Origin of the sequence: Rhodanobacter sp. 7MK24 (genome assembly GCF_014842995.1) — a bacterium.
GTDB lineage: Bacteria > Pseudomonadota > Gammaproteobacteria > Xanthomonadales > Rhodanobacteraceae > Rhodanobacter_A.
Genome location: NZ_JACYXL010000007.1, coordinates 78,153 through 103,410, shown reverse-complemented (window position 1 = coordinate 103,410; position 25,258 = coordinate 78,153). Strand labels below are relative to the sequence as shown.

At 64.9% G+C, this 25,258-nt stretch carries 17 protein-coding genes; 7 read left to right on the top strand and 10 right to left on the bottom strand.

What is annotated here, in order from left to right; genetic code table 11:
• The first annotated feature begins 84 nt into the window (after positions 1-84).
• A complete protein-coding gene (locus IHE49_RS12555) occupies positions 85-2,943 on the top strand; it encodes an EAL domain-containing protein (protein WP_225578420.1) in 2,859 nt (952 codons plus the stop codon).
• A 28-nt stretch (positions 2,944-2,971) separates the two neighbouring features.
• Here IHE49_RS12555 and IHE49_RS12550 read toward each other — a convergent pair whose 3' ends face one another.
• Positions 2,972-3,868 carry an Hsp33 family molecular chaperone HslO gene (locus IHE49_RS12550; RefSeq protein WP_192158383.1) on the bottom strand — a complete coding sequence of 299 codons (897 nt, stop codon included), beginning with the start codon at positions 3,866-3,868 and terminating at the stop codon, positions 2,972-2,974.
• A gap of 99 nt (positions 3,869-3,967) precedes the next feature.
• On the opposite strand from IHE49_RS12550, the gene mtgA reads away from it, so the two are divergent.
• A complete protein-coding gene (gene mtgA / locus IHE49_RS12545) occupies positions 3,968-4,678 on the top strand; it encodes a monofunctional biosynthetic peptidoglycan transglycosylase (RefSeq protein WP_192158381.1) in 711 nt (236 codons plus the stop codon).
• 145 nt (positions 4,679-4,823) lie between these two features.
• Positions 4,824-5,252 (top strand): CBS domain-containing protein, encoded by a 429-nt coding sequence (locus tag IHE49_RS12540; RefSeq protein WP_192158379.1) that lies wholly within the window; start codon positions 4,824-4,826, stop codon positions 5,250-5,252.
• A 39-nt stretch (positions 5,253-5,291) separates the two neighbouring features.
• Here IHE49_RS12540 and IHE49_RS12535 read toward each other — a convergent pair whose 3' ends face one another.
• Complete coding sequence (locus tag IHE49_RS12535) at positions 5,292-6,578, bottom strand: MFS transporter (RefSeq protein WP_343227577.1); 1,287 nt, start codon at positions 6,576-6,578, stop codon at positions 5,292-5,294.
• A 277-nt stretch (positions 6,579-6,855) separates the two neighbouring features.
• On the opposite strand from IHE49_RS12535, the gene IHE49_RS12530 reads away from it, so the two are divergent.
• Positions 6,856-8,139, top strand: a complete 1,284-nt coding sequence (locus IHE49_RS12530; RefSeq protein WP_192158511.1) for a serine hydrolase domain-containing protein — start codon at positions 6,856-6,858, stop codon at positions 8,137-8,139.
• A gap of 75 nt (positions 8,140-8,214) precedes the next feature.
• Here IHE49_RS12530 and IHE49_RS12525 read toward each other — a convergent pair whose 3' ends face one another.
• The 8 genes from IHE49_RS12525 to IHE49_RS12490 all read right to left on the bottom strand — a co-directional run bounded on the left by IHE49_RS12525 (position 8,215) and on the right by IHE49_RS12490 (position 17,404).
• On the bottom strand, positions 8,215-9,258 hold the full coding sequence (locus tag IHE49_RS12525; RefSeq protein ID WP_192158377.1) for an energy transducer TonB: 1,044 nt from the start codon (positions 9,256-9,258) through the stop codon (positions 8,215-8,217).
• 339 nt (positions 9,259-9,597) lie between these two features.
• The gene (gene metJ, locus IHE49_RS18605; protein ID WP_192158376.1) at positions 9,598-10,119 is read right to left on the bottom strand and encodes a met regulon transcriptional regulator MetJ; all 522 of its coding nucleotides are present in this window, start codon (positions 10,117-10,119) and stop codon (positions 9,598-9,600) included.
• A 581-nt stretch (positions 10,120-10,700) separates the two neighbouring features.
• On the bottom strand, positions 10,701-11,096 hold the full coding sequence (gene gcvH / locus IHE49_RS12515) for a glycine cleavage system protein GcvH (RefSeq protein ID WP_192158374.1): 396 nt from the start codon (positions 11,094-11,096) through the stop codon (positions 10,701-10,703).
• Positions 11,097-11,167: 71 nt separating this feature from the next.
• The gene (gcvT, locus tag IHE49_RS12510; RefSeq protein WP_192158372.1) at positions 11,168-12,268 is read right to left on the bottom strand and encodes a glycine cleavage system aminomethyltransferase GcvT; all 1,101 of its coding nucleotides are present in this window, start codon (positions 12,266-12,268) and stop codon (positions 11,168-11,170) included.
• Between the two features lie 72 nt (positions 12,269-12,340).
• Positions 12,341-12,958 carry an alpha-ketoglutarate-dependent dioxygenase AlkB gene (locus IHE49_RS12505; RefSeq protein WP_192158370.1) on the bottom strand — a complete coding sequence of 206 codons (618 nt, stop codon included), beginning with the start codon at positions 12,956-12,958 and terminating at the stop codon, positions 12,341-12,343.
• Between the two features lie 3 nt (positions 12,959-12,961).
• The gene (gene cysC, locus IHE49_RS12500) at positions 12,962-14,854 is read right to left on the bottom strand and encodes an adenylyl-sulfate kinase (protein ID WP_192158368.1); all 1,893 of its coding nucleotides are present in this window, start codon (positions 14,852-14,854) and stop codon (positions 12,962-12,964) included.
• Complete coding sequence (cysD, locus tag IHE49_RS12495; protein WP_225578419.1) at positions 14,854-15,771, bottom strand: sulfate adenylyltransferase subunit CysD; 918 nt, start codon at positions 15,769-15,771, stop codon at positions 14,854-14,856. The genes cysC and cysD overlap by 1 nt, the downstream gene beginning before the upstream one ends.
• A 235-nt stretch (positions 15,772-16,006) precedes the next feature.
• Positions 16,007-17,404: an amidase gene (locus tag IHE49_RS12490; RefSeq protein WP_192158364.1), complete on the bottom strand. Its 1,398-nt coding sequence runs from the start codon at positions 17,402-17,404 to the stop codon at positions 16,007-16,009.
• Positions 17,405-17,622: 218 nt separating this feature from the next.
• Between IHE49_RS12490 and IHE49_RS12485 the strand changes: the two genes are divergently transcribed.
• From IHE49_RS12485 to IHE49_RS12475, 3 genes are all read left to right on the top strand, one after another.
• On the top strand, positions 17,623-19,242 hold the full coding sequence (locus tag IHE49_RS12485; protein ID WP_192158362.1) for an electron transfer flavoprotein-ubiquinone oxidoreductase: 1,620 nt from the start codon (positions 17,623-17,625) through the stop codon (positions 19,240-19,242).
• Positions 19,243-19,343: 101 nt separating this feature from the next.
• Positions 19,344-21,383 (top strand): glycosyltransferase, encoded by a 2,040-nt coding sequence (locus tag IHE49_RS12480; protein WP_225578418.1) that lies wholly within the window; start codon positions 19,344-19,346, stop codon positions 21,381-21,383.
• 447 nt (positions 21,384-21,830) lie between these two features.
• Positions 21,831-25,106 carry a protease pro-enzyme activation domain-containing protein gene (locus tag IHE49_RS12475; protein ID WP_192158360.1) on the top strand — a complete coding sequence of 1,092 codons (3,276 nt, stop codon included), beginning with the start codon at positions 21,831-21,833 and terminating at the stop codon, positions 25,104-25,106.
• Positions 25,107-25,258 lie beyond the last annotated feature (152 nt).

Sequence of the window (25,258 nt, the reverse complement as noted above, 5' to 3'; positions counted from 1 at the left end):
GCAGGATATAACGGGTTCTTCGCCGAAGCCTGCCCGCCTGCCCTTTTGATGAGCCCAGCTTCCCCGCCGCCGCGCTCCACGCCCATGCCTGCCTTGGCCAAGGACTTGGCCGGCGTGCCGGCAGCCATCGAGCAGTTGCTCAAGGCGCAGGACAGCGCAAGCGTGCTGGAGGCCTGCGCGCGCATCCTGGAGGATCTCGGCATCGCCGGTCGGCTGCATTGGCAACCGCTGGCAAGCCCGGGTGTGGAATCTCACGGGTGGCGCCACGAACTGGCGGAAGATGTGCAACACCAGCTCGTGCTCGTACTGAGCCACGACGAACCGGTTGCCCTGCCGCTGCGCGGCAAATTGGCCTGGCTGGGACGGCTCGCCGATGCCCGCCTTAACCAACTCTCCGAATCCAGCCGTCTGTACGAGGCGATCTCCCGGCTGGCATTGGCTGAACGCCTGCAGCGCGCGCTCTATGCAATCGCAGAGCAAGCCAGCGCGGAACAGGACATGCCCGCGCTGATGCGCTCACTGCACACCATCGTGAGCAGCCTGATGTACGCAGAGAACTTCTACATAGCGCTGTATGACGCCGCCAGCGACAGCGTGCGCTTCCCGTATTACGTGGACAGCCTTGATGTCGATGTGCCTTCGCCCGAACGCAGCGTGCCGCTGAACGAGCTGCTGCATGGTGTCACCTGGAACCTGTTGCGTCGTGGACGCCCTCTGTTCGGTGCCATCGACGAGCTGGCGCAGGAACTGGGCGGGCAGTTCCAGTTGCACGGTACGCGCTGCGAGCACTGCATCGGCGTGCCATTGTTCCGCTCAGGACAGGTCGTCGGCTGCATCGTGGTGCAGAGTTATCGCGCCAAGATGCGCTACACCCGGCACGATCTCGACCTGCTGAGCTATGTGGCACAGCACGTGCAGACCACGATAGAACGGCGTGGCGCCCACGTGGAACTGGAACGCCGCGTCGCCGATCGCACCACCGCGCTGCGCGAGGCCAACCGCGTGCTGCGACAGCAAGTGCTGCAGCGCCAGCGCGGCGAACGACTGCAGGCGGCGCTGTTCCGCATCGCCGAGCTGGCCGGCACCACCGACAGCCTCGACGACTTCTATCCCGCCGTGCATCGCGTGATCGGCGGTCTGTTGTACGCACGCAATCTGTACATCGCGCTTATCGACGAGGAAACGCAGTTCATCACCTTTCCCTATTCGGTGGACGAGATGAACAGCGAACGCCCGCCACGCCGCCGTGGCGGCGGAGCCACCGAATACGTGCAACGCACCGGCAAACCGCTGCTGGCGGACATGGCGACCATCGATCGCCTGATCGCCAGCGGCGAGATCGTCAACCCGGGGGCGCGCTCGGTGTGCTGGCTGGGCGTGCCGTTGAGTTGGGCCGACAAGGTGCGCGGCGTGCTGGCCGTGCAGAGTTACAGCCCCGAACATACCTACAGCGAACGCGACCAGGAACTGCTCACCTTCGTCAGCTACCACGTGGCCAACGCATTGCAGCGCAAGCATGCCGACGCCACGCTGAAGCAGGCTTACGCCAGCCTGGAGCGCCGCGTGGTGGAGCGTACCCGCGCGTTGGGCCTCGCCAACCGCGATCTGCGCGAGCAGATCGCCGAACGCGAACGCATCGAGCGCCGGCTGAAGTACGAGACCCTGCACGACTCGCTCACCGGCCTGCCGAACCGCACCATGCTGCTGCAACGTCTGGAGCAGGCATTGCAGCATTACCTCGCGAACCCGAAGGATGGGTTTGCGGTGCTGTTCATCGACCTCGACCGCTTCAAGGTCATCAACGATTCGGTCGGCCATCTGGTCGGTGACGACCTCTTGTTCCAGGTCGGCGGTCGGATCCGCGCCTGCCTGAAAACCCGCGACATCGTGGCTCGACTGGGTGGCGACGAATTCGCCGTGCTGCTCGAGCAGGTGCCGGACGTCGCCGCGGCGCAGCGCACCGCCGAGCGCGTGCTGAAGGAGTTGCAGGCGCCGTTCCGCCTGGGTACCCGCGAAATCTTCACCTCCGCCTCGATCGGCATCGCGATGGCAGATACGCACTATCGCCAACCCGAGGAGCTGTTGCGCGACGCCGATTCCGCGATGTACCACGCCAAGGACGGCGGCCGCCATCGCGCCTCCCTGTTCGACGATCGCCTGCGCCACGAGGCGCTGTCCCAATTGCGCATGGAGGGCGATCTGCGCCATGCGCTGGCTCGCCGCGAGTTCGTGCCGTTCTACCAGCCCATCGTGTCGCTGGCCGACGGCTGCATCGCCGGCTACGAGGCACTGCTGCGCTGGAACCACCCCGAGCGCGGCCTGCTGCTGCCGCACGATTTCCTGCTGATCGCCGAGGAGACCGGCTGCGCCGAGGCCATCGACTGGCTGGTCTTCGAACAGGTCTGCGCCCAAGCCATGCAGCTGCTTGGCGGCAAGGGCACGATCAGCATCAATGTCTCCGGCCTGCACTTCCGCTCGGATGACTTCGATGCCCGCTTGCTGGCGCTGCTGGACAAGTACCACGTGCCGCCTTCCAGCATCCGCGTCGAGGTGATCGAGCGCACGCTGCTGGACAATCCGGCGCAGGTGAAGCGGATGCTGGAAAACCTGCGCCTGCAGGGCATGGGCATCGCGCTCGACGATTTCGGCACCGGCTACTCCTCGCTGAGCTACCTGCACCAGTATCCGTTCGACGCGCTGAAGATCGACCGCTCCTTCGTCACCGAGCTGGACAGCGACCGCAAGGGCCAGGGTGCGGCCGTGATTCGCGCAATCCAGGTGCTGGCCGATGCGCTGAGCATGCAAGTGATCGCCGAAGGCATCGAGAACACAGCGCAACAACAGGCTCTACTCGACATGGGCTGCCGTTACGGCCAAGGCTTCCTGTTCGCACGCGGGCAGGCCGCCGAATACTGGCTGCGCCCGGAAAACCGCTTGCCGTAGACACGCACAAGGCGCGCCCGCCGGGCGCTTACGCCGTGCCGGAAGTGCCCGCCCCGCCCGCATCGCGCAACAGATGCTCCGCATCGATGCGGTCGAACTCGTAGCGTTGCGCGCAGAACTCGCAGTTCACCTCGATGCGGCCGTCCTGCTCCGCCAGCGTGGCCTCCACTTCCTCGCGGCCCAGCGAGCGCAACATCGCCACCACCCGTTCGCGCGAGCAGCTGCAGCCGAAGGCCAAGGGGCGCGGCGCGAACAGGCGCACGGACTCCTCGTGGTACAGGCGGTACAGCAGTTGCTCCGGCGCGGTGGTCAGCATTTCCTCGGCACCGAGCGTGCCTGTGAGGTGCATCACCCGTGTCCACGCATCGTCGTCCTGCACCGCGCCCTGGCCGCCTTCGTCGGGCAGCTTCTGCAGCATCAGGCCCACCGCGTGCTCGCCGTCGGCAGCCAGCAGCAGGCGCGCGGGCAACTGTTCTGACTGCGCGAAATAGTTCTCCAGGACACCTGCCAGGTCCGTCGCGCGCAATTCCACGAGGCCCTGATAACGCTGGCCGCGTTCAACGTTGCCGATGGTGATGGCCATCACCGCCTGCGGCAATGATTCCAGCGACAGCGGCTCGGGCAGCGGCCCATCCCAGCGCGCCAGGCCACGCAAACGGCCATGGTCCGTGCACTCGGCGAACAGCAGACGCAACGCGCCGGCGCTCTTCAACTGCACCGACAACTCGCCGTCGAGCTTGATATTGGCGGTCAGCAACGCACTGGCGGCCAGCGCCTCGCCCAGCAGATTGCGCAACTCGACCGGGTAGTCGACGCGTCCAGCCACCTCGCGCCACGCCGGCCCAAGCCGCACCAACGCGCCACGCACGCCGGCGCGCTCGAGCAGGAAGCGGTGCAGCACATCTTCGACAAATACGGTTTCCACAGCCGATACCTCGCAAAACGATCCCCGCTAGATGGGGCCGGATGACGGCCGCGCAATAGCCGCACCTATACTGCCCCGACTCCCCGCCATTCGCCCACCATGCCCCTTCAACTCTCCCCTCGCCGCGTGTTGCGCTGGATCGTCTTTGCCGTACTGGCCTGGCTGGGGCTCACCTGGTTGATGGTGCTGGCAATGCGCTTCGTGCCGCCCTTCACCTCCGCGGTAATGCTGGAGCGGCACGTCGGCGCCTGGGTGCATGGCGAGCGCGATTTCCGTCTGCACCAGCACTGGGTGCCGTGGTCGCAGGTATCGCCATGGGTCCCGCTGGCGATGGTGGCCGGCGAGGATCAGAAGTTCCCCTACCATCACGGCTTCGACTTCAGCTCCATCCACCAGGCGATCGACGCCGCCGACGACGGCGCTCGCCTGCGCGGCGCCAGCACCATCAGCCAGCAGGTCGCGAAGAACCTGTTCCTGTGGAACGGCCGCAGCTTCGTGCGCAAGGGGCTGGAGGCGTACTTCACCGTGCTGATCGAACTGACCTGGCCGAAGCGGCGCATCCTCGAGGTGTACATGAACATCGCCGAGCTGGGCAACGGCATCTACGGCGTGGGCGCAGCCAGCGAGGCTTATTTCAACGAACCTCCCGCGCGGCTCGATCCGTCGCAGGCGGCACGGCTGGCCGCCGTGCTGCCCAGCCCACGGCGCCTGCACGCGGATCGTCCGAGCGCCTATGTAATGCGCCGCGCTGGCTGGATCGAGCGGCAGATGCGCCAACTCGGCGGCCCGTCCTACCTCGGGCGCCCCTGACCATTGCGATCCTCCATGATCGCGGAAATGGAGCGGGCGACTGTCCTCTGCCGCCGTCTCCAGGCCGGTGTTTCACAGGGCGGCAACACCCGTTGCGCATGTCAGCGTTAGACTGACCACATGCTCCCACGGCCGGAGATCGGACATGCGTCAGGTCAAGCATCTGCTGGAGAACAAAGGCGGCACCATCCACACCATCGCGCCCGATGCGCCCGTGCTGGACGCGATCAAGCGGATGGCCGAGCACCGCATCGGCGCACTGCTGGTGATGCGTGGCGAGCAGTTGTTGGGCGTGGTGTCCGAACGCGATTACGCGCGCAAGGTGATCCTGCAGGGTCGCTCGTCGTCGCAGGCGACGGTGAGCGAGATCATGCACGGCGATCCGCTGACCGTGGGGCCGCAAACCGACGTGCTCGACTGCATGCGCCTGTGTACCGACAGCCGCGTGCGCCACCTGCCCGTGCTCGACGACGGCAGGGTGGTGGGCGTCATTTCGATCGGCGACCTGGTGAAGGCGGTGATCGACGCGCAGGCCGAACAGATCGAGCATCTGGAACGCTACATCACCGGTTGAGGCCGGGATTGGGCGTACGGAAGGCGCGCGGCGGCCACTTCACGCGGCCCGCTTTTCCTCCGACGCGAGATCGGGCGACCAGCCGGCGCGTATCGACACCCAGGTGGCGAGCACGGCCACGCCGGCGCCCGCCAGTGCGAGGCCGCTGATACCCGCGCCCAGCAGGCGCAGGCCGCTCACTGCGCTGGTCACCGCGAAGTCGCCGAAGCGCCACACTGCGGTTTCCACGAAGTTCTTGCCCTTGTAGCGCGTCTCGCGCGGCACGCGCGTATACAGCGCATCCACCGCCGGCTTGGTCATGCCATAGGCGAAACCACGCGTGGTCACCATCATCACGGCCAGCGCCGGGATCGTGGCACCCAGCACCGCCACACTGCCGTGACCGACCATCATCACCGTCAGCAACAGCGCAACATTCACCAGCGAAGGCAGCACCAGGCCCCAGCCCGGGCCGAAGCGCACCAGCAACCAGCGCGTAAGCGTGAGTTGCAGCAGCGCGCCCAGCGTGTTGGTGGCAAGGTCGAGGTCGTTGTAGAACGCGGTGCGCGCTACGTTCCCGGCGAAATGCAGCTTCGCGTAATCCGCCACCAGCGCGTAGGCCAACGTGCCGACGCCATCGCCAAACAGCATGAGCAATGCCATGTAGCGCAGGAATGGGCGCGACCACAGTTCACGCACGCCGGCCCACAACGAGCCACCGATCGCCTCGCCGCCCGACCTGCCCGGTCGCGCCTGCTCGTGATGTGCAGACAGGTGCAGCAAGAGCACCAGTGCAGCCGCCAGCGTCAGTGCCGATACCACCAACAATGGCGCCACGCCCAGCCAGTGAACCAGCAGACGGGTGAGCAACGGGCCGCAGATCGCTCCCGCCATGCCGCCGAGCGCAATCAAGGAAAACACTCGGCGTGCGCGCTCGCTGGAGAAGATGTCCGCCATCACGCTCCAGAACAGCGACACCACGAACAGGTTGAACACACTGCCCCAGGCGAAGAACACCACACCCAGTTCTCGGGCCCCCACGCGATCCTGCGCCATGAAGGCCGGCACGAAGGCCAACTGGCAGACGGCGAAGAAACTGTAGCTCCAGGCCAGCATGCGGCGCCGCGAGAAGCGCGCCACCAGCCAGCCGAACACCGGCGTGAACAACAGCATGACCGCGAACACCACGCCGTAGAACAGCGGTAACGACTGCGAACCTACAGCTCCACTCAACTGGTCGCGCACCGGCCGGATGATGTAGTACGACGTCATCACGAAGAAGAACGCCAACGCGGACAGCCCAGACTCGGCGCCCTCGCGCGTGGCGGCGGAACGAATCGAACTCACTGTGGCATCCCGCACGGGCCATGCCCGGAAGGGCGCAAGGCTAGCACGCGCCTCCACGCCGCGTGTCGCCATATGGCGGCCGTCGAAGGTCATCTCGGGGGGCGCATTGTCCCGGCACGCGAAGTACCGGAAAATCGGCGTTCCGCGTGGCCGATGGATCCCGTCCACGCATTCCATCTCGGCGTTTCGCGCGTCGCCCAGCCTTGCGAAGAAGATGCGGATTCGACACCTCGCCCTTGCCTGCACCACCTGCCTCGCCTGCACCAGCGTCCACGCCATGCAGGCGCATGCCCAAACCCAGGCGCAGACACAGCTCCAAGCACAGCCCCAAGTCCGGGCCGCCCCGGCAAGCGCCCTGCCGCCGGCCAGCGCGAACATCCCCTCCGAGGAACTTCCGCAGGCGCGCGTCCAGGCCACGCTGATGGATTACCAACGCTGGCTGGACGAGCTCGATGCGCGCCATGGCGCCGCAGGGCTGGCCACGGCGGTGGTGATCGACGACAAGGTGGTGTTCGAGCACACCCAGGGCTACGCCAACGCCGCTGCCCGGACACCGGTGACGGCCATCACGGTGTTCCGCCTGGCGTCGCTCTCCAAGGCCTTCGCCACCGCGGTCACCGGACTTGAGGTCGACGCCGGTAAGCTCGGTTGGGATACCAAGCTGGTCAACGTGCTGCCCTACTTCAAGCTCAAGGATGTGCAGTCCACCGAGCTGGCCACCGTGGCCGACATCCTCGGCCAGCGAGTGGGCCTGCCGCACAACACCTATGACAACCTGCTCGAAGACGACGTGCCCTACGACGAACTGGTGCGCAAGCTCGACGAAGTCGAGAACACCTGCGCACCCGGCGTGTGCTACGGCTACCAGAACGTGGCGTTCAGCCTGATCGGCGACGTACTGTTCGCGCGTACCGGCAACTTCTTCGACAAACTCGTCGAACAGGACATCTTCAAACCGTTGCACATGCAGACGGCCAGCTACGGACGTGCCGCGCTGGAGTCCAGCAAAAGCTGGGCGCAGCCGCACCATGCAGGAAGGAACCACAGCTGGGTGCCGTTCGAACCCAAGGACGCCTATTACCGCGTGGCGCCGGCCGCCGGAGTCAATGCCAGCATCCGCGACATGGAGCTATGGCTGATCGCGCAGATGGGCGGCCGCCAGGACGTGTTGCCCACCACGCTGCTCGACGTGCTGCACGCGCCCGGCGTGGCGACTCCCACCGAGGTGCGCGCCACGCCGTGGCGACACGCGCGGCTCAGCAATGCCAGCTACGCGCTGGGTTGGCGCGTCTACACCTACAACGGCGAAACGCTGCTCTTCCATGCCGGCGCCGTGGCGGGCTACCGAACCATGATCGGCTTTTTCCCGAAGTACCACGCCGGCGTGGTGACGCTGTGGAATTCCAGCGGCGCGATGCCCAGCGGGCTGATGCCGATGGTGTTCGACGATCTGCTCGGCTTGCCCCACGTCGACTGGGCCGGCGTGGAAAGCGCCACCCCAGCCAAGACCGCACCGGCCAAACCCGCGCGCAAGAAGTCCCGCAAGCACCAGCAGCACTGACGATCAGCTTCGAACCGGACAAAAACGGCGCACGCGATGCATGCGCCGTTTTTTCTTCACGAATCGTGTGGCCACTCAGCGACCGGTGCTGAATTCAATTTTCTGCTCGTTCGTGCTTTCCACCGGGTTGCCGTCGCGCATCGCCGGCTTGAAACGATAGCGTTCGATCGCATCCATGGCGGCACGGTCGAACACATGGCGCGGTTGTGCATCGACCACGTGTACGTTGCTGGTGGCGCCTTCCGCGGTGATCGTGAAACCGACGAGCACCCAACCGGCCTGCCCCGTGCGCAGCGCCGCAGTCGGATACCTCGCCTGCACCGCCTTCAACAATACCGCGCTGCTGTTCTGCGCGCCGGCGGTGTCGGTCGAAGCCGTTTGCGTCTGTCCCTGCGGCTGCGTCGCAGTCTGCGGCTGCTCGGCGGCCTTCTGCTGCTTGGCCTTGGCCTGCTCGGCAGCCAGCGCCTGCTGCGCCTGCAATTGCTCGGCCTGCTTGGCGGCTTCCAACTTGTCGGCAGCGGCCTTCTGCGCGGCGAGCTGCGCCGCCTTCTGCTGATCCTGCGTCTGCTGCTCCTGCTGGCTGGCCAGCTTGCGCTGGGCATCGAGCTTGGAACGCAGGATGGTCAACGTGTAATTCGCCGGATCGGCCTTGGCCAACAGGTCGATCTCGCGCTGCGCTTCGTCGAAGTTGCGTGAGTTGACCGACTGCTCGGCATCCGAGGCGGCGAACGGGAACGTCTCGCGCAAGGCGCTGGTCGCCACCGGGTTGTCTGGCTGCTTGGCAAGTACGCGCAAGTAGAACTCGAACGCGTTGTTGCCGGCAGGCGCCAGGTAACGCTGCGCCTTCAGGGCTTTGCTGGCCTCGTTCAACAACTGGTTGACGTCCAGCGCCTGCAGGTTGGCCGGCGCGGCCTCGGCCTGCGTCGCCTCCGCCTTGCCTGCCGCGGGCGCCGAAGGCGCAAGGCCGGCATCAAGTTGCATCTGCTGTCGGTAAGGGCGAACGATCAGGAACCACGACGCCGCAGCGAGCGCTGCGACGATGGCGACGATGGCTATGGCAACGGGCCGGACGGCCCCGCGCGCGCGATGGCGTGCGATGTAGGTATATCGGGTACCCATGGTCTCTCACCGAGTGTCGACAGATACCCGCGCTTTCCCCCTGTGCATCCAGGATGCGGAGAGTCCCCGACTCGCCGCGGCGCGGATTGACGACAAGGTAACCGCATTGCGCCAAGGTGCGCAAATCGCGCGATCCGTCCCCGCAAGCCGTGACACACGCCTCGGCACCATGACGGCCATCGTGCCAGGGACTTTCAAGCCACTCCGGGCCCAAACGCCACCGGTTTTCCTGTGCCCAAAACGAAACGTCCCGGCAGGGCCGGGACGAAGTTCCGAATCGATCTCCCCACGCTGGGCACCGCAGGGAGAGAAATCGTTTGACGCTCGTTGTTGTGTTGCTTACTTCTTGGCGGTGGTCTTGACAGCCTTCACCACCTTGGCGGCGGCAGGCTTCTTCGCAGCAGCTTTCTTGGCTGCCGGCTTCTTGGCAACCTTCTTCACAGCGGCCTTCTTGGCAGCAGCCGGCTTCTTGGCGGCAGCCTTCTTCGGGGCAGCCTTCTTGGCGACCTTCTTCACGGCAGCCTTCTTGACGGCCGGCTTCTTGGCGGCGGCCTTCTTGGCGACCTTCTTCACGGCGGCCTTCTTGGCAGCCGGCTTCTTTGCAGCGGATTTCTTGGCAGTGGCCATGGTTCGTCTTAGCTCCTCATCGGTTGGCAGTGGTTGCCCAGTAAAAGCGTGGAGGAACGCCTCGACCAGCAGATCGCTGTTCGTGGCATGCCTCAAATTCTTCACCTGACGTTCGGTGCGCAGGTCGGACAGCGTTCGCAGTACATGGAGCGGAATCGAAACGGTGATCTTGCGTACTGCGTTCGCTTTCTCGCCGTGCTCCACGTAAGGCTTGATGAATTTCGGTGATGCCATGTTGCCGTTCCCCGTGAACTTGGGCGAAAGCTATTCCGTAAGATTTCAGCTGTCAATGGATTTTGATCGGCAAATCAAACCCTTTCGCCGGAGGGCCCACGCCGACCATGCCGACAGCAACTCCGGATCACCGCGCCATGCATTTTCTTATGGACGTCTATACTTCCACACGAAAAATCAAGCATTAACCGGAAGACAACGACAAAACGCTGGAAACAAGGCACTTCACGGCAATGTCACGCGCATCGCGAGGAATTCGCCGCTCTGTTTCAGCAACGCAACGACACACGTCACGCGCACCCACGAGCCGCGCCCAGCCAGATGAACGGGACGCGACCAGCCGCATCTCGAACCGACCGGCAACGGAAGGGATTCGGCTCCGCCGAGGACACCAAAACCCGCCCAAGACATCCCGGCTCGACCGGCAGGGTGGCGCGGCGACCCGGCCAAAAGCCACGCCGATTCACCCGCCCACCAATGCAAATGGACGTCCATTTGCGAAATCGATGCACCACACCGGATGCCGGAAACGACGACGGCCGCGCAAGGCGGCCGTCGTCGAACTCGCAGGGCAAGAAGACTCAGTGGTCTTCGTTCTCGACCAGTTCCTCGTAAGCGCCGGCGTCCAGCAACTGGTCCAGTTCGGCACGGTCGCTCATGCGCACCAGGTAGATCCAGCCGTCGCCCCAGGCGTCTTCGTTGATCGTCTCCGGCTTGTCGTTGAGTGCCTCGTTGACTTCCACCACCTCGCCGGACACCGGCGAGTAGATGTCCGAAGCGGCCTTCACCGACTCCACCACGGCGGCGGCGTTGCCGGCAGTGACGCTTGCGCCGATTTCCGGCAGCTCCACATAGACCAGATCGCCAAGCTGGGCTTGCGCATGGTCGGAGATGCCCACGCGCACCAGGCCGCCGTCCTCGACGCGGGCCCACTCGTGGGATTTGTTGAACTTCAGGTCGCCGGGGATCTCGCTCATGGTCGGGTCCTATATCGGGTCTGGAAAGGGGCGGAGTCGGGCGGTCATTCTAGCCGCAAGAGGATGCGCGGTCAGATGCCTTCGCAGGGCTGACCGTCGCGCACGAAGGGATATTTCACCAGACGTACGGGCAACTCGCGTCCGCGGATGTCCACACGGACCGTGCCCGGCTCGCCGGCCGGGATGCGGGCGAAGGCGACGGCCTTCTCCAGCGTGGGCGCGAAGCTGCCGGAGAGGATTTCGCCCTCGCCGTTCGCGGTGAGCACTTTCTGGCCGTGGCGCAACACGCCCTTCTCGTCCAGCACCAGGCCCACCATCACGCGCTTCACGCCATCGGCCTTCTGCTTCTCCAGCGCGGCGCGACCGATGAAGTCGCGGCCTTCGTCCAGTGCAATGGTCCAGCCGAGATTGGCCTCCCACGGCGAAACGGTTTCGTCCATGTCCTGGCCATAGAGATTCATGCCGGCCTCCAGGCGCAGCGTGTCGCGCGCGCCGAGGCCGGCCGGTACGACGCCTGCCGCAGCCAACGCTTCCCACAACGCCACGGCATGGGTGGCCGGCACGACGATTTCGAAGCCGTCCTCGCCGGTATAGCCAGTGCGCGCCACGAACAGCGGCATGCCATGCGGTCCTTGCGCCGCAGCGGCGGCGAACTTGCCGAGCTTTTCGATGCGCGGACGATCCACCTCGTGCAACAGGCCAAGCACCTTCGCGCGGGCGTTCGGACCCTGCACCGCGATCATCGCGAACTCGGGACGCTCCTTCACTTCCACGCCGAAGGCCGCAGCCTGCTTCTCGATCCATGCCAGGTCCTTGGCGCGGGTGGCGGCGTTCACCACCAGGCGGTAGTGCTCGTCGCCCAGGAAGTACACGATCAGGTCGTCGATCACGCCGCCCTGCTCGTTGAGCATGCAGGTGTACAGCGCCTTGCCGTGCACCTTGAGCTTTTCCACGCTGTTGGCCACGAGGTGCCGCAGGAAATCCTTGGTGCGTGCACCGTGCAGGTCGATCACGGTCATGTGCGAGACGTCGAACATGCCGGCGTCGCGACGCACCGCGTGGTGCTCCTCGATCTGCGAGCCGTAGTTGATCGGCATGTCCCAGCCGCCGAAATCGACCATGCGTGCGCCCAGCGCGCGGTGGGTGGCATTGAGTACGGTCTTCTCGGTCATCGCGGTGGCGCTCTGCGGGGGAAAGAGACACCCATTATCCCCTGCACGCGCAAGGCATTCCAAGCCATGGACTCAGTGCGCAGCCGTATCGACATGGCGGAAAGTGAGGTTGATGCGGGCTTCCGCCAGATTGCGCATACGAGGCAGGTCATGTCGGCACAACCGCTGGGTAGCGCCGGCCATGCGCAACAGGCTGCCGTGCGGCAGCATCAGTTCGAAGGTATCGCCAAGCTGCACGGGTTCGCCGCGCGCACGGCGGCGGCGAAAGCGGAAGCGCCGCTCCGCCCCCAGGCTCAACGAAGCGATGACCGGCCGCGCGCCCAATTCCGGTTCGTCGTCGCTGTGCCAACCCATTGTGTCGTTGCCGTCGCGGTACAGGTTGGCCAGCATGCTGTTGAAGCGGGCACCGCAGGCCTGTTCGACGCGCGGCCGCAGAGCAGCCGACACCGCTGGCCATGGCCGAGGCTCGAAGCGGCTGCGCGAATAGGTGTAGGCAGCGCCCGGATCGCCGATCCAGCAACTCAGGCGCGGCGACGCGACTTCACGGCCGAACAGGCGGATGCGGTGGGTCTCCCAAGCAATGGCCTGCCGCAACTTCCCGAACAATGCATCCGCTTCGGCTGCGTCCAGCCACTGCGGCCACACATCCACATCGGCACCCGGCAAGGGGATGTGCTGCCAGCCGCTCATGGCCTAGACGGGATAATCGTCGCCCGCCGGCTCGACGATGCGCTCCAGCAGCTGCGCAGTCACCTGCTCCGCCAGCTGCTCGGCACGCAGGCCCGCGGTTCGCAGGTGCACCTCGGGCGACTCCGGCTGCTCGTAGGGGGCGTCGATGCCGGTGAAATTGCGGATCTCGCCAGCACGTGCCTTGCGGTACAGGCCTTTGGGGTCGCGCTGTTCGCATTCCGCCAGCGGCGTGTCCACGAATACCTCGACAAACTCGCCCTCGTCGAACAGCTCGCGCACCGAACGCCGCTCGCTGCGGTAGGGCGAGATGGCGCTGACCAGCACGATCAGGCCGGCGTCCACCATCAGGTGCGCCACCTCGCCGATGCGGCGGATGTTTTCCACGCGGTCTTCGGGCGTAAAACCCAGGTCCTTGTTGATGCCATGGCGCACGTTGTCGCCGTCGAGCAGGTAGGTGTGGTGGCCCAGCGCATGCAGGCGCTTCTCCACCAGGTTCGCGATGGTGGACTTGCCCGCGCCGGACAGGCCGGTGAACCACAGGCACAACGGGCGCTGCCCCATGCTGCCGCCGCGCACCGACTTGTCCACGTCCACGTGCTGCCAATGCACGTTGGCGGAGCGCGTCAGCGCGAAGTCGATCATGCCGCAGGCCACGGTGGCGTTGCTCTGGCGGTCGATCAGGATGAAACCGCCCAGCGTGCGGTTGGTGGCGTAAGGCTCGAACGCGATCGCCTCGTCGAGGCCCACCGTGCAATAACCCACTTCGTTGAGCGACAGATGGCGTGCGGCGAGCTTCGCCTGCGTGTTCACGTCCACCTTGTGCTTGATCGACATCACCCGCGCGTTGACGGTGCGCGCGCCGATCTTCAGCCAGTAGGTGCGGTTGGGCAGCAGTGCGTTGTCGCCCAGCCATACCACGTGGCAGGCGAACTGGTCGGCTACCGGCACGGGGCGCAGCGCGTCGGCGACCACGTCGCCGCGGCTGGCGTCAAGCTCGCGGTCGAAGCACAGCGTGACCGCCTGCCCTTCACTCGCGCTCTCCAGGTCGCCGCTGGCCGTGACGATGCGGTCGATGCGCGCACGCTGCACGCCTGGCTGAACCAGCACTTCGTCGCCGCGCGACACGCGACCGCCGCAGATCGTACCGGCGTAGCCGCGGAAACTCTGGTCGGGCCGGTTCACCCATTGCACGGGCATGCGGAAATCCTCAGCGCGCGCGGGCGCGGCATCGGCAACCTCAAGCAATTCCAGCAAGGTCGGGCCCTGGTACCACGACAAGCGCTCGGAGCGCGCACCCACGTTGTCGCCGCCCGGAGCAATCACCGGCAGGCAATCGACCTTGGTGATGCCAAGCGTCTGCGCCAGTTCGCGATAAGCCTCGGTGATTCCGCGATAAACGGTTGCGTCGCAACCGACCAGGTCCATCTTGTTCACCGCCAACACCACCTGGCGGATGCCGAGCAGGCTGCATATGTAGGTGTGACGGCGCGTCTGCGGCAACAGGCCTTTGCGTGCATCCACTAGCACCACGGCCAGGTCGGCGTTGGAAGCGCCAGTCGCCATGTTGCGCGTGTATTGCTCGTGTCCGGGGCAGTCGGCCACGATGAAACTGCGTCGCTCGGTATGGAAATAGCGCCACGCCACGTCGATGGTGATGCCCTGTTCGCGCTCGGCATCGAGACCATCGGTAAGCAGGGCGAAATCCAAGGCGGCGCCCGCCTCGGCGTGCAATTTGCGGCTGTCGCGTTCGAGCGCGGCGAGCTGATCGTCCGGCACCATGCCGGCGTCGTACAGCAGACGACCGAGCAGGGTGCTCTTGCCGTCGTCCACGCTGCCGCAGGTGATGAAGCGCAGCAGGCCCCGGGCGCGCTCGGCGCTGTTGGCGTTGGCGGCCATCAGAAATAGCCCTCCTGCTTCTTGCGCTCCATCGATGCCGTGGGATCGTGGTCGATCACGCGCCCCTGCCGCTCGGAGCTGCGCGACTCGGCCATCTCGTCGATGATCTCGTCCAGCGTGCCGGCGGTGGATTCCACCGCGCCGGTGAGCGGGTAGCAGCCCAGCGTGCGGAAGCGCACCGTGCGCATCTCCACCTTCTCGCCCTCGCGCAGGGCGAAGCGTTCGTCGTCCACCATGATCAGCGCACCGTCGCGCGCCACCACCGGGCGCGGCTTGGCGAAGTACAGCGGCACCACCGGAATGCCTTCGCGACGGATGTACTGCCACACGTCCATCTCGGTCCAGTTGGAGATCGGGAACACACGCACGCTCTCGCCCTTGCGGATCTGCGTGTTGAACGTGTGCCAGAACTCCGGACGCTGGTGCTTGGGATCCCAGCGGTGCTGTGCGTTGCGGAACGAGAACACGCGCTCCTTGGCGCGGGATTTTTCCTCGTCGCGCCGCGCACCGCCGATGGCCGCGTCGAACTGGTACTTGTCCAGCGCCTGCTTCAGCCCCTGCGTCTTCATCACGTCGGTGTGCACGGTGGCGCCATGGGTGAGCGGCGAGATGCCCTGCCGCACGCCATCCTCATTGATGTGCACCAGCACCTCGACGTCGCCCTGCGCGGCCACCTGGTCGCGGAAGGCGATCATCTCGCGGAACTTCCAGGTGGTGTCCACGTGCAGCAAGGGGATCGGCGACTTCGCGGGATAGAACGCCTTGCGCAGCAGGTGCAGCAGTACCGAGGAATCCTTGCCGATGGAATAGAGCATCACCGGCCGGCGGAAGCTGGCCGCCACCTCGCGGAAGATATGGATGCTTTCGGCCTCGAGTTCGTCGAGATGATCGGTGCGCGGAGCTAAACGTGCGTTCATGGAATGCCGACTTCGGAAACGATATGCGGGCCGCCGCCGGACGGGCCGAACGGGCATCCTACGCGAGCATGGCCGATTGCCCAAACAACCAGGTTGGCTGGAAGCTGCACCAGACGGCATATAGCGCCAAAACACCGCCCGCAGGAGCGCACCCTGTACGCGACGACTCCAGTGTCTGTCGAAGCCAAAAGCCATCGCGCAAGGGGGGGCACCTACAAAAGCGCGAACCTAGGTGTCAAACGATGGCCGGATAAGCAGGATCGGCATCCAGCGTGGCGGCACACACCGCGGCCAGCTCCAGCAGGCGCAAATCCGAACCGCGCGCCCCCACCAATTGCAGGCCCACCGGCATCCCGTTCGGCAGGATACCCATCGGGATGCTCATCGCGGGACACCCGGCAAGGCTGGCGAAACTGGTGAGGTCGGCATGGTTGCCGGACTCCGTCCCAGCCAGCGGGAATGCACCGCATGGCGTGGTGGGCAGCACCAGCACGTCGATCTGCGAGAACAGCCGGCGCATCTTGAGCGTGGCCGCATCCAGCACACGGTCGGCCCTGGCGTAATCGGCCGCGCCCTTGCGTTCGGCGTAACTCAACATCTCGCGGAAGCGCGGCGACGGCGGATGCGCCGCATCCTGCAAATCGTCCGCGAAGGTAACCAGCATCTCGGCCTCCATCAGCAGCAGGCCGGCACGACGGGTGCGCGCAAAATCCCAGTCGGCGAAGTCCACGGTGCGGCGGCCGCCCAGCGCGTGCGCGAGTTTTTCCAGCGCCGTACCGAACAGTGCCGCCACGTCCGGCTGCACGCCGACCGCGGCGAGGTCGGGCAGCACACCGCTGCGCAGCTTGCCCGGCTCCCAGTCCGGCAAGTCCAGCGCTACGCGGCGGCGGCGCGAACGTGCGTCGTCGGCATCGTAGCCGGCTAGCACCTGCAGCAGCACGGTCAGGTCGGCCACGCTGCGCGCGAGCAGGCCCACCGCATCCAGCCGACGCGCCGCCGGCACCAGGCCGCGCGCGGAAATTTCGCCATGGGTGGGCTTGAGCGCGTATACCCCGCAGTAGCTGGCGGGTATGCGTATCGAGCCAAGGCTGTCCGAACCCACGGCCGCGGCGGCCAAGCCGGCGGCCACTGCCGCCGCGGCACCGCCGGAGGATCCCCCCGCGCTCATACCCTGCTTCCACGGATTGTGGGTAGGACCGTAATGCGGGTTGTCGGTGGCTGCGCCTAACGCACCTTCATCCATATTGGTCTTGCCCACCAGCACTGCACCCGAGGCGCGCAGCCGCGCCACCACGTGGGCATCGTCCGTCGCGGGCGCCCCGCGACCCGGCAGGCCGGCGCGGGTGGGCCAGCCGGCGATGTCGAGGTTGTCCTTGACCGCCACCGGGATGCCGTCCAGCCGGCCGATCACGCCATCGCGGCGGCGGTGCCCGGCGGTACGCGCCTGCTCATGCAACAAACCCGGGCTGAGGCCCACGTAAGCATTGAGTTGCGGATTGATGCGTTCGATCGCCTCGCCATAAGCCTCGGCCACGGCCTGGGGGTTGGTGCGTCCGATGGCCATCCAGTGCAACAGCTGGCACACGGTGGCGCGGCGCAGGTCCAGGTCGGTGATCGGCGGAAGCGAACTCATCGGCATTCCTTAGATATGCGTTCATCCATGAACGCGAAGATCAAGAAGCGGCCATCCGTGGCCGCACTCCTCAATTAAGCGTGACCGGATTATCGCCATCATTCGTGAAGCCTGCGCAAGCCCGGGGCGCCGGGTTTGCCGCGCAGCGCGCGAAACCGGACAATACCGCAATGCATGTGTCGCACTGGCGACACCGTCCACTGAATGCCGGGGAAGCCATGAGCGAACGCGAAACCATGGAATACGACGTCGTCGTGGTCGGCGCCGGTCCGGCCGGACTGTCGTTCGCGATACGGCTGAAGCAGCTGCAGCCCGACACCACGGTGTGCGTGATCGAGAAGGCCTCGACCATCGGCGCGCAGATCCTCTCCGGCGCGGTGATCGAACCCGGCCCGCTGGACGCCCTGTTGCCCGGCTGGCGCGACAACCCGCCACCGATCTGCGTCCCTGCCACGGAAGACGAATTCTGGCTGCTGAGCAAGACCGGCGGCCGCAAGCTGCCGGTGCCGCCGGGCATGCACAACCATGGCAACTTCATCGTCTCGCTGGGCGCCATGTGCGCCTGGCTGGCACCGCAGGCCGAGGCGCTGGGTGTAGACGTGTTCCCCGGGTTCGCTGCTGCCGACACTGTCTTCAACGAGGACGGTTCCGTCGCCGGCGTGCGCATCGGCGACATGGGCGTGGCGAAGGATGGCTCGCACAAGCCCGGCTACACCCAGGGCATCGACATCAAGGCCAAGGTCACCGTGCTCGCGGAAGGCGCGCGCGGCAGCCTTACCAAGCAGCTGATCAAGCGCTTCGAGCTCGATGCCGACAGCGACCCTCAGAGTTATTCCATCGGCATCAAGGAACTGTGGCAGGTACCCGTCGGCCGCGTCACGCCCGGCAAGATCGTGCACAGCTTCGGCTGGCCCGCCGACAACCACACCTACGGCGGCAGCTTCCTCTACCACCTGGACAAGGATCGCATCGCGCTGGGCTACGTCAGCGGCCTCGACTACAGCGACCCGAACTACCAGCCGTGGGAAGCCTTCCAGCAGTGGAAGAACCATCCGCATGTGAAGGATCTGCTGGAGGGCGGCACCATCCTTTCGGCCGGTGCGCGCGCCATCGTCACCGGCGGCTGGCAGTCGCTGCCGAAGGTGGAGATGCCCGGCGCGCTGCTGATCGGCGATACCGCCGGCCTGCTCAACGTGCCCAAGATCAAGGGCACCCATCAAGCCATCCGCAGCGGCGTGCTGGCCGCCGAGCACCTCGCCGCCAACGGACTCGCCCCTGCCGGCTTCGATGCGAAGCTGCGCGGTTCCGAGGCCATGGCGGAACTGAAGAAGGTGCGCAACATCAAGCCCGCCTTCAAGAAGGGCCTGTGGTTCGGTTTGTTGAACGCCGCGTGGGAAACCGTCACCGGCGGCCGCTCGCCTTGGACGCTGAAGAACAAGGCCGACTGGTCGTCGCTGCACAAGCTCGGCCAGTGCGAGGAACCGAAGCGCGATTATGTGCAACCGCGCGAACTGCCGCCGCGCGACCGCCTCGCGGCGGTCTACTTCGCCGCCACCGAGCACGACGAGGACCAGCCCGTCCACCTGCACGTGGCCGACACCAGCGTGTGCGTGGACAAGTGCGCCACGGAATACGGCAACCCCTGTACCCGCTTCTGCCCCGCCAACGTCTACGAGATCGTGCAGGACACCATGCCTGATGGGAGCAGGAGCAAGCGCCTGCAGATCAACGCCGCCAACTGCGTGCACTGCAAGACCTGCGACATCAAGGACCCGTACCAGATCATCAACTGGGTGACGCCGGAAGGCGGTTCGGGGCCGAACTACCAGAACCTGTGACCGCGCGACCTCGTTCGGCAACGGATAACCCACCGCCCTGCATCAACAAGGAAGCTACTCTGACCAGTACGATCTCGTGGCGACTAAAACGCCTGCATTACTTGCTGCAACGCTTGGGCGGCAGCGTGGCGCAGCGCGGTCTGCGCGGCACGATGGCACGCATCGCGCAGGAGTTCCGTCCGCGCAACACGACCGACGCGTCGTGGCAACTTGAACCGCTCGACACGCCTTTCGCGCCATTCGCGTTGCCGTGCAGCGAAACGCCACGCGTCTCGGTGATCGTACCGATCCACGGCAAGTTGCCCTACACGCTGGCCTGCCTGCGCTCGATCGCCAGCCATGGCGCCGAGGCGGCGTTCGAGGTGATCGTGGTGGACGATGCCTCGCCCGATGAGAGCGTTGCCGTGCTGGGACGCGTCGATGGCCTGCGCCTGCTGCGCAACGAACGCAATCTCGGCTTCATAGGCAGTTGCAACGCCGGCGCCGCGGCGGCGCGCGGCGCGCACTTGCTGTTTCTCAACAACGATACCCAGGTGACACCGGGCTGGCTGGACCGCCTCCTCGACTGCTTCACCGAGGAAGCGGCCTGCGGTATCGCCGGTAGTCGGCTGGCGTACCCGGATGGCCGCCTGCAAGAGGCCGGAGGCATCGTGTATGCCGACGGCAGCGCATGGAACTACGGCCGCTTCGAGGATCGCGACGATCCGCGCTTCCTGTATCGCCGCGACGCGGACTATGTCTCCGGGGCGGCATTGATGATCGATGCCGCGCTGTTTCGTCAAGTCGGCGGCTTTGATCCACGTTACACACCTGCCTACTGCGAAGACATGGACCTGGCCTTCGCGGTACGCGCGGCAAGCCATCGCGTCATCTACCAGCCGGAAAGCCTGGTAGTGCATTGCGAAGGGATCAGCTCTGGGGTCGATCCCTTCGCGGGGGTCAAGCAATACCAGATCGCCAACCGCGCAACCTTCGTCGATAAGTGGCAATCCGTTCTGCAAAATCAGCCGGCACCACGTACGCCTGTGGAGACGGCGCTGCACCATGATGAGCGAAGCCACATCCTCATTGTTGACGCACTGACGCCCGATGCCGCACGCGACTCCGGCTCGCTGCGCCTGATCAACATCATGCAGCTACTACGCGAGCTGGGTTGGCAGGTCAGCTTCATGGCGGACAATCGCAAGGCCACACCTGAAGAGATCCGGCGACTGGGACGTGTTGGCGTGCACGTACTGTGCAGGCCATGGTCGCCCACGCTCGCCACCTGGCTGCATCGCGAAGGCGCAACGCTCGATGCGGTGATGTTATGCCGACATTACGTAGCAGGCCCCAACCTCGGGCTGGTGCGCCGACTAGCACCACGCGCCATGGTGCTGTTCGACACCGTTGACCTGCACTTCCTACGCGAGCAACGTGCAGCCGAGCATGCCGGCAGCACGGCACTGGCACGCCAGGCCGAGGTTTCGCGCCAACGCGAGTTGGCCCTGATTCGCGCCTGCGACGCCAGCCTCGTGGTCAGCCCGGTCGAACTCGACATGCTGCGTGCCGAAGTGCCCGAGGCGCGCGTGGAACTGCTCTCCAACGTGCATGAGGTACATGGCCGCACGACCGGCTTCGCCGAGCGTAGCGGACTGGTGTTCGTAGGCGGCTTCGGCCACCCGCCAAACGAGGATGCGGTGCGCTGGCTGACCAGCGAGATCTATCCACGCATCCGCGCATCGCAGCCGGACATCGCATTGCACCTGGTCGGCGACATTCCCGAAGACATGCGTCCGCAATTCGCCGGAGCGGGCGTGCACATCCATGGTCGTGTCGACGACCTCGATCCCTGGATGGCTGGTTGCCGCATTGCGCTGGCGCCACTGCGCTACGGCGCCGGCGTCAAGGGCAAGGTGAACATGGCGATGAGCCACGGCCTGCCGGTAGTGGCTACTTCCATGGCCGCGGAAGGCATGTACGCCGTCAACGGCGAAACCATTCTGCTGGGCGACGATGCGGGAAGCTTCGCTGCCGCGGTATTGCGCTTGTACGAGGACGAAACTCTCTGGAATCGGCTCTCGAACGCAGGACTGCTCAATGTCCAGCAATACTTTTCCTTTGAAGCGGCGCGAAAAACCCTGCTGCACATGCTTCCTTGATTACACCGATCCCGGCTTCGACCGTAGCTGCGTCGCACATATCTGTTCGTCATGCAGGGCTCGGGTTGCTGCATGCGTCATAAGTACCGGCAGACCTGGCGCTTTGGCTGAAATAGGCAACTTGTCTGCTTGGCAGGCTGCAAATTTGCGACTTTACCGCAACCGGAGCATGTGACGTAATTTAATACGATTCCCGGCGTTTCACATTGCTGAAATCGCAATATATTGCCACCTGAAACGGATCACCCACCCACTTCAAGATGCGTAGCAGCCGTTCCATAAAAATCGTTTGACAGCGTATTTGGAACCTCACTATGGTCTCTGCCCATTCCGGGTGAATGCATTTATTCGGAAGGCGAAACTCCATGGAACGAGTCGCCGCTGAATACCCGAACCGGGTGCGGCGATCAGGCCATGCACACTTGGTCTTTAGCTCAGGGGAAATCCATGCACACCCGAAATCGCCTTTGGGCGATGCTCTTTAGTGTTGCTTGCGCTGGTGCAATGCCCGTCGCCCAGGCTGCTGTCAGCCATCCGATTGTTCCGGCATCGAGCCTGGTCATGACACCGGCGATCGCGCAGATCAACACCACCATCAACAACAGTGACCGCGTCGCCCTGCCAGGTACCGTCATCACCGCCGCCTCACCGCGCTTCGACCGCGGCCTAGTTGACACCAGCCTGCAGTTGGGCCAACTCACCCTGATGCTCAAGCGCAGCCCCGAGCGCGAAGCCCGCGCCGAGGCCTATGAGCGGCAGTTGACCAATCCACACTCTCCCTACTTCCACAAGTGGCTGACTGCCCAGCAAATCGGTAGCCTGTTCGGTCCTTCCAAGCAGGACATCGCGAAAGTCACCGACTGGCTCACCAGCCAAGGCCTGCAGGTGGATGGCATCGATCCGACCGGCTTGCGCGTGCGCTTTTCCGGCAACGCCACGGCCGTCCAGAGCGCGTTCCACACCGAACTGCACAACTATGTCGTCAACGGCGTCGCGCATTTCGCCAACGCCACCCCGCAGCAGATTCCGGCAGCGCTGAGCCCGGTGGTGGTCGGCGTGGCATCGCTGAACAACTTCAAGCCCGCACCGCAAATGCGTGAAGTCGGGCCGGTGCACAAGACCGCCGCGGGCATCTGGAAAGCCACCGACGGCAAGGCCTCGCCATTGTTCTCCAATGGCAATGGCCAGTACGACATGGCTCCGGCCGACTTCAACACGGTCTACAGCGTCAACCCGTTGTGGACACAGACAACCCCGGTACGCGGTGCCGGCCAGACCATCGCCGTGCTGGAGCGCACGGACATCCAGTCGGCCGACGTCAATACCTTCCGCAGCGCGTTTCTGCCGGCCAATGCCACGGGCACAGTGACCTACGTGCAGCCCACCGGCCCCCAGACTTGCGCCAACCCTGGTACGAATGGTGACGAGAGTGAAGCGGCGCTGGACACCGAGTGGGCTGGTGCCGCCGCACCGGACGCAAACATCATGGTGGCCTCGTGTGCCGACAGTGCCACGGACTTCGGTCCGTTCATCGCGGCGGAGAACATCTTGGCGAATAACGTCCTAGGTGTATCCACCCCCTTCATCACCATCATGAGCCTGAGCTACGGTGGCTGCGAAGCACAGCAGGGCACTGCGGGTCTAGCGGAGGTCAACGGGCTGTGGCAGCAGGCCGCGCTGCAAGGCGTCACGGTGTTCGTGTCCACCGGCGATTCCGGTGCGGCCGGCTGCGACCAGAACGAACCGTTCACCACGGCCGGCACGGCCGTCAACGGGCTCGCCTCCACGCCGTACAACGTAGCCGTCGGCGGTACCGACTTCTACGATGCAGGCCCGAGCGGGAACTTCGCGAACCAGGCGAACTACTGGAGCCCGACCAATGCGCCCAACGGCGCGTCGGCGCTGGGCTACATCCCCGAGCAGACATGGAATGACTCCTGCGCAAGCAGCGTACTGACGGCGCTTGCGGGCAGCCTGGGGTATTCGGGAACGCAGGACGGCGAGTCGTTCTGCAACACGTCCTTCGGTCAACAATTCATGAGTACCGGCGGTGGCAGCGGCGGCATCAGCAGCTATATCGCCAAGCCGACATGGCAATACGGCGTGTATGGCACCCGGAATGACGGTGCACGCACGCTGCCGGACGTCTCGATGTTTGCCGCCAACGGCCTGTACGAGCACGCTTTGATCTACTGCATGTCCGACGCAAGCCAAGGCGGCACGCCGTGCACGTACTCCAACGCCGGCGACGTGCAGGCCAACAGCGCTGGTGGCACCTCCTTCGCGGCACCAGCCATGGCGGGCGTGCAGGCTCTGATCAACGAGCAGGCTGTTATCGGCATGGGTGGGCCCGCTGGATTCACCTTCCCCTGGGGCAACGTGCTACCGGTCTACTACGACATCGCCATGCGCGAATACGGCAGCGTGCAGTCACCCAACGCCACCCAACTTGCTGCATGCAATTCGGAGACGACCGGCCTCGCCGGCAACGGCTGTGCGTTCAACAACATCACCGTCGGCGACAACGACGAACCCTGCTTGCCGTTGAGCCCAGACTGCTATAGCCGTCCGGGTCACCAGTACGGCGTATTGAGCACCTCGAAGTCGCAACTGCAGCCAGCTTATCTGTCCGGCGCCGGCTACAACTACGCCACCGGCCTTGGCTCGGTGAATGTTAGTGCCCTGGCAAACGCATTTGCGAATGAGGAGCGCACGTACCAGGAAGGCGACTACGCCGTGGTCAGCGATTTTCTCGGCGGTGCTTACGCCGACTTCGGAGATGGGCATAGCGATATTGCTTACATCAACCCAAGCACCAACACGTTGACCGAGCTGGGCATGGTGGGTCCGACCGTGATGCTGTCTCATACCCAGCCGGTTGCCGCTGGCTATACGATCGGGGCCATGATCGATGTGGGTCCGCTGCAGCAGGGCTCGCTGGCCAGTTTCGCGTTCACCAATCCGGCAACCCGCCAAGTCTATCTCTGGGTGAATGATGGCAATGGTGGCCGTACGGCGTACCAGGTGGGCACTCCGTATCCAGCAGGTTGGACGCTAGTGGGCAGTGGTACGGTGGATGGATCGAATCAGGGTATGAGTGCCCTGATCTGGCAGAACGAAACCACCGGCCAAGTGGGTTGGTGGGATCTGACCTTCAATGGCAGCAGCACCATAGGCGTGACTGCCCATGTGCTGTCAGCCACGCCTGGCTACAAGCTGACGCTTGCCGATCTCAATGGCGACGGCTTCATGGACTTCGTGTTTACCGGCCCTCAAAACGACGTATACGCCTGGATCAACAATTGCACGGATAGCACTTGCTTTGGGACTGGCACCCCCTCTTTCAGTCATCACTTCGTGGCCAATTTCCCGGCGGGCTGGGTCTTACAAGGGGCAGGCGATGTCAATGGCGATGGCAAGAGTGACTTGCTGTTCACCAACAACACCACGCACCAGTTCGGCTGGTGGCTGATGAATGGCAGCACCGTCACGCAGAAAAAGACTGTCTCCATCACGCCCGGGTACCAGATCTCGACAATTGCCGACTTCAACGGCGACGGCTTGGTCGATATCCTGTGGACCGACGCGTCGGGTGATGCCTACGACTGGCAAAGCAACGGCACGAGCTTCCAGAGCTTCCGCTTGATTGATAACACCGGAGCCGTGGTGACGCTGCCTGCTGGCGCTCAGGTGCAAGCAAACCTTTACCAAGGGCTGTTTTAGTCTGGCTTGCTGTCGGCACTGAAATGAACAGGCCGGACTTCTGCCGGCCTGTTCTGTTAGCCCTTGTAGAGCCGGGCCATCAGGTACAGCCCCTTCCCATGCCGCGCGTGACATGCGTTGCCGCGCCTGCATGAATGCCAACACGCGGCAAA

Bases quoted from the DNA above. Each gene is read 5' to 3' on its own strand.
- IHE49_RS12555 (WP_225578420.1), top strand. From the start codon at position 85: ATGCCTGCCTTGGCCAAGGACTTGGCCGGCGTGCCGGCAGCCATCGAG.
- mtgA (WP_192158381.1), top strand. From the start codon at position 3,968: ATGCCCCTTCAACTCTCCCCTCGCCGCGTGTTGCGCTGGATCGTCTTT.
- IHE49_RS12540 (WP_192158379.1), top strand. From the start codon at position 4,824: ATGCGTCAGGTCAAGCATCTGCTGGAGAACAAAGGCGGCACCATCCAC.
- IHE49_RS12530 (WP_192158511.1), top strand. From the start codon at position 6,856: ATGCAGGCGCATGCCCAAACCCAGGCGCAGACACAGCTCCAAGCACAG.
- IHE49_RS12525 (WP_192158377.1), bottom strand. From the start codon at position 9,258: ATGGGTACCCGATATACCTACATCGCACGCCATCGCGCGCGCGGGGCC.
- metJ (WP_192158376.1), bottom strand. From the start codon at position 10,119: ATGGCATCACCGAAATTCATCAAGCCTTACGTGGAGCACGGCGAGAAA.
- gcvH (WP_192158374.1), bottom strand. From the start codon at position 11,096: ATGAGCGAGATCCCCGGCGACCTGAAGTTCAACAAATCCCACGAGTGG.
- gcvT (WP_192158372.1), bottom strand. From the start codon at position 12,268: ATGACCGAGAAGACCGTACTCAATGCCACCCACCGCGCGCTGGGCGCA.
- IHE49_RS12505 (WP_192158370.1), bottom strand. From the start codon at position 12,958: ATGAGCGGCTGGCAGCACATCCCCTTGCCGGGTGCCGATGTGGATGTG.
- cysC (WP_192158368.1), bottom strand. From the start codon at position 14,854: ATGGCCGCCAACGCCAACAGCGCCGAGCGCGCCCGGGGCCTGCTGCGC.
- cysD (WP_225578419.1), bottom strand. From the start codon at position 15,771: ATGAACGCACGTTTAGCTCCGCGCACCGATCATCTCGACGAACTCGAG.
- IHE49_RS12490 (WP_192158364.1), bottom strand. From the start codon at position 17,404: ATGAGTTCGCTTCCGCCGATCACCGACCTGGACCTGCGCCGCGCCACC.
- IHE49_RS12485 (WP_192158362.1), top strand. From the start codon at position 17,623: ATGAGCGAACGCGAAACCATGGAATACGACGTCGTCGTGGTCGGCGCC.
- IHE49_RS12475 (WP_192158360.1), top strand. From the start codon at position 21,831: ATGCACACCCGAAATCGCCTTTGGGCGATGCTCTTTAGTGTTGCTTGC.